Source organism: Aquimarina rhabdastrellae (assembly GCA_947387485.1).
GTDB lineage: Bacteria > Bacteroidota > Bacteroidia > Flavobacteriales > Flavobacteriaceae > Aquimarina.
Map to the genome: position 1 here is coordinate 583,468 of CANDNT010000001.1, position 12,223 is coordinate 595,690.

Consider the following 12,223-nt stretch of genomic DNA (forward strand, 5'->3'; position numbering starts at 1 on the left):
ACAAAAGCGAAACCAAATTATGGTTTCGCTTTTCTTTATTTTATAATAAACGCTACTGTATTAAAATTGATACCTGGCACTTATTCCTAAATTAATCTCAAAGTCATCATAATAATCTCCAAAACCTATTTCTGGTCGTAGATCTAATGATAATAACAACGGAAAATCAAAATAGTATTCTATACCAATAGTTCCTGTAAGTGCAGCAAATACCTCACTGTCTTCGGTATGTAAAAAATCATCGTCAAAATCGATATACCCTATACTTGCTCCTGGTCCTGTATACCAATTAAAATTTCCTTTGATAGGAAATACCCATTGATAAAACCCAAGTGCTCTAATCGCATCATAATGATCATCATCTTCCCAGGCTAAGCCAAATTCTAATCGATTGTCTGTTCCTAGAGCTCTTTGATACGAAATCTCTGCACCAAAACCATCATGTGAACCTATTCGCAATCCAATTGCATTTTCTGAAATATGTTGAGCTTTAGCTTCGGTAGAAAATAAAGCCACAGTAATTAGAAATATACCTAATAAGTAATGTTTTAAAACGGAATTCATTTGAGTCATAACTTTTGTTGTTTTTTTAGAATGTAAAACTAAACAGATATATAACGTTATTCTTATGTTTTAAATGTTAAACAAATCTTAAATAAACTGCTTTTTTATGGTTTCACTTTTTGTGTTTTACGGTTTTTTATGTGCCATAACATGAAATATGTTTTTTCAAAAACCACAACTAACTTTGAATCAATAAAATAAATCATTAATTCAAAACTATTTATTATGTGGAATGTTTTAAACCTACAGCGCTTACACACTAGTGAAGATGAAAAATCAGGTTTCAGATCTGGATGTCACGATTCTCAAATCAGTGCAGATCCATGCTGCGACTCACAAATTAGTGTTGCTTAACCGCTTGTCAAGCAAAAGAAATCCAAGAATGATCGCAAACATTCTTGGATTTTTTACTTCACCCTTTTCCACTTATTGCATTACTACAACCACTAAACTTCACATCTATGAGTCCTAATATCGAAAGACGTATTACCAAAGGAAACTTGTCTCCTTTCTTATTTAATCATCCGTTATACTACACTAGCTTAGGTGATTATCAAATTCAAGATACTAGCTATCATAATATAGTAGCGACAACACTCCCAGAAGATTGGAACTTTAAACGTAGAGCTGTATGGTATGTAGCACAACCTAAAGCAAATACCTTAATTCCACACGGTTTTAAAATTCATATTTCTTTATTATCCAAACTCGTTCCTCAAGCCTTACCCAAAATAGTTGAAATTTTAATTTCTCATCGTGTCGCTTTTAAAATGCTAGTTGATCCAGTAATACATGATTATTTTAACGGACAGGCTTGTAGTAAAGTTTCTTCGGGAAAGTTTATTACTATTTATCCTCCTTCTACCGCTGCTTTTAAAACCTTATTACATGATTTACATCAGGTTACTGCTACTTTTTATGGTCCTTATATTTTAAGTGATAAACCATATGCTGATAGTAAATGTTTATTTTATCGCTATGGTAGTTTTATAGGAACTACAAAAAAAGATGTACAAGGAGATCGAGAAGCAGACTATTTTGATACAGCACAAACGATTAAAGATACCCGTACTCCTTATTTTCAATTACCAGAAGGTATTGCTGATCCTTTTGAAACTGCTGTAAATTATCCAGAAACATCACTATTACATAATCGATACGAAGTAACTGAAGCTGTATCTGATCACTCTAATAAAGGTGGTGTTTATCTAGCTATAGATACACATACTCAAGAAAAAGTAATTATTAAAGAGGCTCGTCCGTTTATTAATGAAAACCGAAAAGGACAAAAAGATACGATCAAAGGCTTATTACATGAGGAACATATATTAAACCGTTTATCTCAAACAAAAGTTGTCCCTAGAGTCATTGATTCTTTTTATGAATGGGAACATCGTTTTCTGGTTCTTGAATTTATAGAATATTATAATTTGAGTAGTTATGCCGATTGGGAAAAACACAATATCATCATAAAAGGTTATGCTACTGATCGTGATATCACTACATTTTGTAATCGCTATTTAACACTATTACAAAACATTATTGCTACAGTAGAAAAAATACATCAAAAAGGGATTGTTATTGGCGATCTCGCTCCACAAAACATTTTATATCACAAAGATGATTTAAGTGTTAAGCTTATCGACTTTGAAGGTACTTATGATACTGTTGAGGATCAATTTTATACACAAATTACCACTAGAGGTTTTACTGTAAATACTAATACTAAACCTCAGTTTAGTAATGATTGGAAAGCTGTTAGTTTTATAGCTATTCATTTATTGCTTCCGATATGTCATATCTTTGCGTTAAACCCAGAAGCCAAGGATCGTTACCTTACTTCGTTAATTGAGGCTCATAGATTACCTAAAGAATTACTACGGTTAATTTCGCTTTTAGCTAAAGACATTTATCAAGCCAAAATATTTATACGTCAACTACAAACTGAAGGTTTTACGATACCTCAAAAAGCAATTCAAATTCCTTTATTATCTACTCTATTAACATCAACTGTAAAAGGAATCCAAGATCACATTCTCACGTTTATACAACAACCTCATCCTACTACCTTTTTTCCTGTTAACTATAGAGCTTATACAGCTAACTCCTTATGTGTTGCTTATGGTATATCTGGTATTGCTCATTTTTTAAACGCAACTTCATCTAATATTAATACCACTATAGCACAAACTTTATTGCAACAGCTTTCGTCTACAGATTTAAAACAGTATCCTCCTGGTTTATTTATTGGTACTGCTGGTATAGCTCAGACTTTATTTTCTTTAGGTCATACCGCTAAAGCGAAAGAGGCTATGGATTGGGCCTATACTTCTCCTTTACGTAATCAAAGTGCTGATATTTTTAACGGTGCCGCTGGATGGGGGTTGACGAGTTTATTTTTTTATCATCAAACAAAAAACTCTTTTTATCTTCAAAAAGCACAAGAAGCTGCTACAATTATTAAACAACACCTTTGTACCGATAAAGAAGGTATCTATTTAAAAAATACTGATGGGGAACAATATTCTGGTTTATTGCATGGTAATAGTGGTTTAGCCTTGTTTTATTTAAGATTATTTGAAACTACACAGGATCAAAAAGATTTAACGCTAGCCAAGCAGCTTCTGGATTATGAATATCAAAAAGCCGAATATATAGAGAATCGTCTAGCATGGCGAAAGAGTTATCGCGGTAAAGTAAAATATCCATATATGCGTTTAGGCTCTGTGGGAATAGGTATGGTATCCATTCGTTTTTATGAAGTATTAAACGATAAAAAATATCTCGATTGGTCAGAAAAAATAGTTCATGCAATTCAAGGTAAATATTGTTTACTTCCTGGATTATTTATTGGTATGACTGGTCAAGGTGAATTCTTATTGGATATGTATCGTATTACTGCAAATTCATCTTATTTAAAAGAAGCTCATGCTATTGCAGATAGAATTCTTTTATATAGGTATAATGCTCTCACTGGTATAGCATTTCCCGGTGAAGAACTAGCTCGTTTATGTACCGATTACGGCACTGGGTCTTCTGGTATAGGTCTTTTTCTTCATCGTTTAGTCCATAAAGGTGCTATCAACGTACCTTATTTTGATCCTTATCTAGAAAAAGATATTACTGATTTAGCTTCTACATCTTTTGTAACCGAAAATCAAATCATTTAACTCATGTTGACTACAATTCCTATTCTTGATCCTTCTATTGCCATAAAAAGACATGATACTTCTTGTAGTACGTATATGGGTATGGTAAAGAAGTTGCAATCAGATTTCAATTTTAAAGCTTCAGAAAAAGCTAATGATATTACCAAACAATCAGATTTTATTTCGATTTATGATACTACGATTCCGTTTTATCAAAAAGCTTTTCCTGCCATTTATAAAGACTATGTTCCATTGTATTTTTCGTTATGGAAATTACGTGTAAAGGATGTCGCTACTATACAAAACTTACACCAAGATGGCGGTATTCATTATTTTTCTAAAAACGGTTATGCTTCTAGAATGCTTACGTTATGGACGAATATTTATAAAGATGATTTCAAAAAATTAAACCAAACTGATCTGGGTATTTTTGTCGTAAATAACCAATATCCTAATCATCAAGAACTCTATGAAACTTTGGCTACTCGTGATAGACACTTTTTTCAGCATAGTCCTAACACCCTTCATACAATACAACAATTAGGTGCTGCTCCAGTGCATTATGATTTACATCGCTTAAAACCTACTTCGTTTTCTTATACTCCTGGTACAAGTATACAGTTTAATAGCCATTTGTTACATGGGTCAACTCCATTATCTCAACCACTAGAGCGTTTGCCTAAAAGTGTGCTCGATCGCTATCGTGTCTCTTTGACTAGTGTATGGATTCGTAAAGATGATTTACAAACTGCTATTTTACACACTCCAGAAAAGGATTATGATGTGTTTTACTTATCCACTTTTCCTATCTCACAATGGAAAGAAATTAGAAAAAGATATCCTAATGCATGTGCCAAAGAACATCGCAGAATTCATCATATCAAGACACTTATTACTCATGCTTTAAACTCAAGATTATAATCAAACTTATATTATTATGAACTCACATGTAACTACTACTGTAAATATTGCTTCGTGGATGCAAGAACAACGCGCTCTTATCGGAGATAAAAAATTGAATCAATTGTGTATTACAGGATCGCACGATTCTGGTATGTATAAAATGTCTATAGGCGGAACTATAGGCGCTCATGAGTGTAATACAGTCACACAATCATATGATATTCTCGGGCAACTTAATTTAGGTATGCGCTACTTTGATATTCGCCCAGTAATTGCTAGTGGAAAATATTATACTGGACATTATACAAAAGTACTTTCTACTAGTTGGCAAGGTGCAAATGGAGAATCTATTCAAGATATCGTATCTAATATCAATACCTTTACGGCTTCGCATAACGAACTTATCATTCTTAATTTATCTCATTCTTTAAACACAGATTTGGGAAATACCAATTATCAATCTTTTACTCAAAAAGAATGGGAAGGGCTATTTGCTGAGTTATTAAAGATTAATCATCTTTTTACCATTGACGTTGCTGCTCTTACTGAGCAAACACTTAATTTTTTTATAGGAAATCAACAGGCTGCTGTTCTTATCATTGTAGAAAACACTGATGTATCACTGCAAAATTATATTGGTAAAGGTTTTTATTCATACAGTGCTTTTAATGCCTATAATAGCTATGCAGATACAAATGATGTCAATGCTATGATTGCAGATCAATTAAAGAAAATGAAAGAAGAATGTGCAAAACATCGCTATTTCTTATTATCATGGACATTGACTCAAGATGCAAGTCAAGCTGTAAGTTGTGCTTTACCTGTCTTTGCTGGATCAAGTATAAAACAACTTGCCAATGAGGCTAATGATAAATTAAAATCGGTACTAGAACATAGCATTTCAAAAACAGAATTTCCTAATATCATTTATTGTGATGATATTACAAGTTCACTTCAAACCGAAATCGCTATGTATATTAATTCGTTTTTATATGCTTGATAAACAAATCTCTCAAAATTTATTATGAATTTTGAGGGATTTATTACTATTCAATTATGAAGTTTACATTTACTGTACTTTCAACTTTTATTTTTTCAAAATCAATATTTAATGATTCTGTACTAGCTTCTTGTATTGAAGAAAAGCTTCTAACATTAACGCCTAATGCTTTTCCTCTCAATCTATGAGTTATATTCATATTTGAATCAGAAATATAGATTGCTTTTCCTAAGTTTTGATTCAATGGTTTTAATAAAGATTCTGCTTGTAATTTTGCTTTAGTAATAGCTTTTTGTTTCAATTTTATTTTTAGATCTTCTATTTTTGAATATTCTGCGCTATCAATGTAAACATTAGCTATATCAATAGCTTCTAATCCTAATATGACCTTACCTACTGTTTTAGCATCATAGACTAGTAACTCATAATTTTTATTCTTTTTAGTTTCTTTTATATAAGAAGCTCTTTCCATTTCTCTGTTTCGGCAAAATCTTTTATTACTAAATTTCTTTTAAGAAGGAAATTCTTCATATAATTTTTCAAGAAAATCCTATCTGCTGTTTTACCTAAAAGACCTAACGGAGCTTCATAATCAAATACATCTATCATTATCGTTCCTTCTGCTATATTCTTAAAGTAATGCTCGTGGCGAAATCTCTTGAATATTCCTTTTAACATTTCGTCTACAAAATATTTTGGATATTCATATTCAGTTATTTTTGATGTTAACTTTTGATAAACCCCTAAATGTTTAGCTTTCCATGTTACTGTTTCATTTAGTCCTATCAAACCTTTGGTTTTTCCCGAAATAGCAGTTTCATGAGTAGATTCAGTCGATTTCATATGCAAATCAATACTTCTAGAAAGATCAAAAACAATTTTTCTATCAGCTTTAATTATTGTCTCTAATTCTATTCTAGGCATGAGTTTCTTTTATACAGTATTTAAGTTATTTCTTTTCTATAAAAGGTTCGTTTATTCTATCTCCTCTTGTTGTTGGTTGTGAAATAACAATAAATTCTAAATCTTCTAACGTATTGTTTTTTATTCTATGCATTTTTTTGGGAGTTATATGTATCCCTTCACCTTTATTTATTTCAAATATTTCATTTTCAACTTCAAAAGTTGCTGTTCCATTTATTATATAGAAAAACTGCTCAGCATGATTATGATAATGCTTCACTTCTGAAGTATTAGGAGGCATTAATTCTTCTATAACACTTAAATTTTTAGAGCTAACAAAATGCCATCCACTACAATTAGCACCCCAATTATAGTGCTCACTATTCTCTTTAGATATTTTCATTTTGTATTTATTACTATAATTCTCTCTTTATAGAAAAGAGTTATTTATCATTTATTAAGTTTATTCCTCTAAAAAACGAACTTCATTTAAAATCAATCCCGAGCCAGGTACGATATGTTCTAAGGTTATTTTTTCTTGAGTAGGATCCAGTGTCTTTTTAATAAAATCAAGCGTTACTTTACCACTACCTAAATCAAATAATACTCCCATCATCAAACGTATTTGATTACGTTTAAATCCTGCTCCTCTTACTCTCAACACATAACTATTTTCTGGAAAAAAATTAGCCGTGTATATCGTATTCTTAACAATCTCACATGTAAGAATCTCTCCCGTCGTGATTGTATGTTCATTGGGTCTATGACAATAGGATCTATAATCGTGTTTTCCTACAAATAATGCTGCCGCTTCTTGCATTAATATGATATCAAGATCATTCATATAATTGTACATAAACGGCGCACAAAATGGATGGAATTTTTCTCCAAAAGCAAATAGATATAAATATTCTTTTACTTTGGGATGTTGTATGATATTAAATTTTGCATCTGTTTCTTTAATAGTTAATGCTCTAATATCTTGTGGTAAGTTTTTATTAAATAACGGAAAAAAACTTTCTATATCTAATGGTTCTTGTTCAACAAACAACTCTATAGCCGTTTGATTTGCAGATACTTTTGCATCTGTTCTCCCTGTAGCTAATATTTTATAACGTCTATCTTCCAGTACATAAGAAAGTGTTCGCTCAACCATACGTTGTAACGTATTGACTTGAGGTTGCTTTTGCCACCCATGAAATCTAAATCCTAAGTATTGTAATTCTATAATGTAGTAAAAACGTTTGCGTTGCATTCCCTTTATTTAAGATCGCAAAGATGCTAAAATCACTTTGATCCTACAAGACAGTTCAATAAGCTATTCATTTTTATAATTTCTATGGTATTTACTGCTATTTATTACTTCTTAGCTGCAACCGTAAAAGCCATCTCTTTCATACCTTTAAATAATTTAAAACCAATCAAATAACATATCATGAAAACAAAAAAAACTTTTTTATCAATCCTTTTTTTATGTGCTATAGTATTCCATATGCATTCACAACTTTATAGTTACCCTTATCACGATGATATAAACGATTATAATATTGTTGCTAATTATAGCTTATGGGGAGTTCCAGAAGGGATGACTAATGAGCCTATCCATCCCTATACTTTGGATTATTTGTATAGAGCATTCCCCGAAGATGTTATTCCTAATTATGAATATTCAAAAAGAGGAGTTCCTTTTCATAACCCTCACCTTTTAGAGTCTCATTTAGATAGTGATATACTTATTACAAAAGATACCGAAGTCTTTGTTAGATTTATAGAGAATAATGATCATTATTCTATTAGAAATGCGCTAGCATATTATACATATGATCCTAATAATCCACTTACAGATTCTCCCAGTGCAGAAGATATTACAATTATTTTCCCTAATACCACTTCAGCTAAAAAAGTATATAGAGGTGCGCTCCAACCAGGAGATAAAATAAGTATAGGTCACTTTCCAGCAAATACTGCCATAGGCTTTCTTGTAATACGATATGGATGGAGTTTTTATGGCAATGGTGAAAATTCTTCTAGTAATTTTTTACGTTTTGGTTATAATGTTTATAGTACTCCTGCTATACATCAAAAGGTACTAGACGATAAAGAAGAAAGATATGGTTTAATAGATCCTGTTCCTCAAAAATACATTTTCTTATCAGATCCTCTTAAAGATCAACTATTAATGTTCATTGAGACTGCAACGACTCCTGATCAAGGAATACATAACTATTCTGCAGATGCTAATGATTTTAATGATAATATTTTTGCTATTTCTACCTCGACCCCCGAAGCGCTAAAAAAAGACAATTTTTATGCTTTAAATCAGGTGCAAATTCCTTCTGTATCTTCGGGTAATGATGGTGGTTTAGAAAGTAATGGTGATCTAGCTTCTCTTATTGCTCAACGTAATCACACTCGTAGTACAACCAACTCTTATGCTAATACACAAAAGACACAATATACTTTTGATCGTACTGTTACAGTCAAAAATAATTCGGTTAATGCTGGGCTTGATATCTATTTTTCTGATACTGGTTTACAAGGAACTGAGACATCCTATGTTTCTACTCCTTCAGACCTTATTCAAATCACTAATGCAAATGCTGTTTTTGCCATTGACTATTATCAAGATCAACAACGTGTAGGTGTAGGTTTGGCTACACAAACCTCTAATCACGTTTATAATCATACCAAGACTATTTGCGACCGCCTTAATGGATCTTCTGTTCAACAACTAACGACAACCATGCTTAACGGTCATCAAATTATCCACCCTATTATAAGAAAAGCTAATGGTGCTACCGAATATGTACTAAGTTTCTCTGTTATAGATAAAGGTACTTCTTATGAATTACATAGTTTCTGGAATATTGATCAATATCCAACAGGTGATTATAAAAATTTTCAATTCTGGGGGAATTCAACTGCTCAAGTCAAAGCATTAGCCACTCATACGTTAAATACACTACAACAAGAAAAACCTATAACTAGTGCTATAGCGACAGATGCTATTCCTAGTGTTATTGTTCAAAGTGGTATTTATCACAATGGTAAATTACATCTTTCTTTATTAAATACTTCTGGAGCATCTACAGCTAATATACAGTCAACTATTCGCCGTACAGAAACTGCTACTGCTACCGAAGCTTTTTTTGAAACGATATCACTTACTGGCGACTCTCAAGAATATATTACTGTCGATGTCAATACACTTTTTGATGCGGGGATTGCTATTCATAATGATATAGATACTAATTATGATACCTTATATCTTGCAGATGGCCCATGGGGTATTGACTATCTTAAAGATCAAGTTCAATTAAATAATTTCACTGTTAATTCAGACCTCAATATACCTACATCCAACTCTTTTAAAATTGAACGTAATATTATTACTCAAGGACAACTTAAAGAGACCTTTAACGTCTTTAGAACTATTCTTCCAGGAGATCAAACTTTCAATAGCAGTTCGTATGAAGCTATTTCTTTTGACGTATTAAATGATAAGCCTCTTGAGGTTATTTTAGTAACAGAAGGTTTATCAAATTGGAATAATCGTATGCGAGTTACTATTCCGCCTAATACTGTTAAACAGACTATAACGCTTCCTTTTTCTTCTTTTAAAGATGGTAATCAACAAACTTCAGTTATACAAAGTATAAAAAGTATTGTTTTTTCTACTCATGGAAATTATCAGTCTTTTTCACCTTTTGCAATAGAAATTGATAATGTACAATTCTTGAAGAATCAAAATTTAACTACTCTTGCCATTAACAACACAAAATCTCATGATAAAACTAGTGTATATCCTAATCCATTTATCTCTAAAACTACGATTAAAATTCCTGAAGAAATTCAATCAAATTTTTCTTTACAGGTATATACCATTACTGGTCAACTTGTTTATCAAGAAGTTTTTAAAACTAAAAAAACTGCTATTGACTTTCGTACACAACTCAAACCAGGAACTTATTTGTATAGCATAGATGATCAAAGTAAAAAGTATACTGGTTCTTTTATCATCATCAAATAATAGTCTTTTAATCTATATTCAAAATACAAGGAGAGAACACAAATGTTCTCTCCTTTTTAGTATTTAAAGAGTATACAATTTAATACCTTCTTATAAGCAAAAGATGAAATAAGTTTTTTGAAAAAACTAAGAATGAAGGAACTTGTTTGTGTTTCATCTTTAACAAAATGCTTAATTATTTCTTATAAACAGGTTTAAGTTTGAGAATATCAATTGTCTTGTATACTGATTAGTTAAAACTACTATTTATAAACCGTAATAATATTATGGGAAAATTAATTTTATATTAATATCCCTACAATCTATTTAACATACTATATTTTAAGCCTATACCTGTAAAAATTCATTTAAATAGAAAGTTTCACATTTCATACTTGTTAATAAATAGATAATATTCTCTTTACATAAAAACCTCAAAATAATTACATTTTTGCCATGAAGATATATTCTACTAAATCACAACACTACTACTTTGATAGTTTAGTTAGTAAGTTTATTCTATAGTTATTTACTGCTATCATAAAAATGAAAAACTACGTTTTAATTAACGTAGTTTTTTTATATAAAATCTCTTTATTAATTTTTAATTAGCCCAAAAGAAGAGATTTACCCCATCTAATCTCTTCTTTTTTGGCCAAAATTAGGTATTACATCTGTATATTATTTTAATCAATTATAGTCCCCATTCTATAATTAAAATAATCAACACTGTCGTCATATAGCTGCAAAATACATCATGTAATCCTTTTTCAAATTCAAATGCTTATGTTATTATCTATTAGCAATACTAAATGTAGTAAAAAAATCACATAATTCCAAAACGGTTAAACCGTATATTTAATTTATTTACAATAAGTTAACAACTTAACAAATAATTAATAGTAAAATATTATGTACATTACAAAGTGTATTTCTTCCCCCAAGAATGTAATTTTTTACATCACATAAATCATTTAAACCAAAACTTAACCATGAAAAAAATCTACTCAATTTTAGCCTTACTTGTTCCTTTGCTTACTTACAGTCAACATCCATTAGAAGGAGAATGGTTTTTACATTATATAGAAACCAACGGGATCAAAACTTATATTCCTAATACAACGAATAATCAACCTAATATCATATTTACTTCTGAAGTTTCAAATTTAACATCAAACTTAATATTAAGAGGATTAAGTACTTGTAATGAGTTTTTTGGAGAGTATACACTTTCTGATACTGCTGAAATAAACTTAGCTTCAATTAATCAAACTCTTGCTGTTTGTTCAGATAATCAAGTCAGTACTTTTGACTCTAACTATTTATCTATCTTAAGTGATCAAACTCCATTTTCATACGTATTATCCAATACAAATACTTCATTGACTTTAACGGCTTCAAATGGAAGCTTATTAGTTTATGGGAACGAAGTATTAAGTACTCCACGATTTAATCAACAACATACAAAGTTACGTATTAGTCCAAATCCAATTAGAAGTTATATTGACATTTATACAAATTACCCTAAGCAACAACTTTCATACTCAATCTATACCTTATCAGGAAAACGAGTTATAACTAAAACGATTTCAAATAATAAAATAAATGTTTCACAACTTAATACGGGTATTTATTTTTTGTCTATGACATCTCCTCAAATAGGAAAACGTACATTTAAAATTGTAAAACAATAAC

At 30.7% G+C, this 12,223-nt stretch carries 11 protein-coding genes; 6 read left to right on the plus strand and 5 right to left on the minus strand.

Annotated elements, in window-relative coordinates; all coding sequences use genetic code 11:
- Positions 1-60: 60 nt before the first annotated feature.
- On the minus strand, positions 61-573 hold the full coding sequence (locus tag ACYEKI_RS02610) for a hypothetical protein (RefSeq protein WP_459209599.1): 513 nt from the start codon (positions 571-573) through the stop codon (positions 61-63).
- A gap of 216 nt (positions 574-789) precedes the next feature.
- On the opposite strand from ACYEKI_RS02610, the gene ACYEKI_RS02615 reads away from it, so the two are divergent.
- From ACYEKI_RS02615 to ACYEKI_RS02630, 4 genes are all read left to right on the plus strand, one after another.
- Positions 790-918, plus strand: a complete 129-nt coding sequence (locus tag ACYEKI_RS02615) for a SapB/AmfS family lanthipeptide (protein WP_459209600.1) — start codon at positions 790-792, stop codon at positions 916-918.
- Positions 919-1,025: 107 nt separating this feature from the next.
- Positions 1,026-3,734, plus strand: coding sequence for a class III lanthionine synthetase LanKC (gene lanKC, locus ACYEKI_RS02620; protein WP_459209601.1), 2,709 nt, complete (start codon positions 1,026-1,028; stop codon positions 3,732-3,734).
- Between the two features lie 3 nt (positions 3,735-3,737).
- Positions 3,738-4,634 carry a hypothetical protein gene (locus tag ACYEKI_RS02625; protein WP_459209602.1) on the plus strand — a complete coding sequence of 299 codons (897 nt, stop codon included), beginning with the start codon at positions 3,738-3,740 and terminating at the stop codon, positions 4,632-4,634.
- A gap of 16 nt (positions 4,635-4,650) precedes the next feature.
- Positions 4,651-5,616, plus strand: coding sequence for a PI-PLC domain-containing protein (locus ACYEKI_RS02630; RefSeq protein WP_459209603.1), 966 nt, complete (start codon positions 4,651-4,653; stop codon positions 5,614-5,616).
- Between the two features lie 46 nt (positions 5,617-5,662).
- Here the strand turns inward: ACYEKI_RS02630 and ACYEKI_RS02635 are convergent, their stop codons facing one another.
- Genes ACYEKI_RS02635 through ACYEKI_RS02650 form a run of 4 tightly spaced genes read right to left on the minus strand, consistent with a single transcriptional unit; the run spans position 5,663 to position 7,774 of the window.
- Entirely contained in the window at positions 5,663-6,088 is a 426-nt protein-coding gene (locus ACYEKI_RS02635) for an SIMPL domain-containing protein (RefSeq protein WP_459209604.1), read from the minus strand.
- Positions 6,067-6,540 carry an SRPBCC family protein gene (locus tag ACYEKI_RS02640; RefSeq protein WP_459209605.1) on the minus strand — a complete coding sequence of 158 codons (474 nt, stop codon included), beginning with the start codon at positions 6,538-6,540 and terminating at the stop codon, positions 6,067-6,069. Before ACYEKI_RS02640 ends, ACYEKI_RS02635 begins: the two co-directional genes overlap by 22 nt.
- A gap of 25 nt (positions 6,541-6,565) precedes the next feature.
- Complete coding sequence (locus ACYEKI_RS02645) at positions 6,566-6,922, minus strand: cupin domain-containing protein (RefSeq protein WP_459209606.1); 357 nt, start codon at positions 6,920-6,922, stop codon at positions 6,566-6,568.
- Positions 6,923-6,982: 60 nt separating this feature from the next.
- Positions 6,983-7,774 (minus strand): tRNA pseudouridine synthase A, encoded by a 792-nt coding sequence (locus tag ACYEKI_RS02650; RefSeq protein ID WP_459209607.1) that lies wholly within the window; start codon positions 7,772-7,774, stop codon positions 6,983-6,985.
- 180 nt (positions 7,775-7,954) lie between these two features.
- On the opposite strand from ACYEKI_RS02650, the gene ACYEKI_RS02655 reads away from it, so the two are divergent.
- Both ACYEKI_RS02655 and ACYEKI_RS02660 read left to right on the plus strand, forming a co-directional pair.
- Positions 7,955-10,549 (plus strand): T9SS type A sorting domain-containing protein, encoded by a 2,595-nt coding sequence (locus ACYEKI_RS02655; RefSeq protein ID WP_459209608.1) that lies wholly within the window; start codon positions 7,955-7,957, stop codon positions 10,547-10,549.
- A gap of 971 nt (positions 10,550-11,520) precedes the next feature.
- Positions 11,521-12,222: a T9SS type A sorting domain-containing protein gene (locus ACYEKI_RS02660; protein ID WP_459209609.1), complete on the plus strand. Its 702-nt coding sequence runs from the start codon at positions 11,521-11,523 to the stop codon at positions 12,220-12,222.
- The last annotated feature ends 1 nt before the right edge of the window (position 12,223 follow it).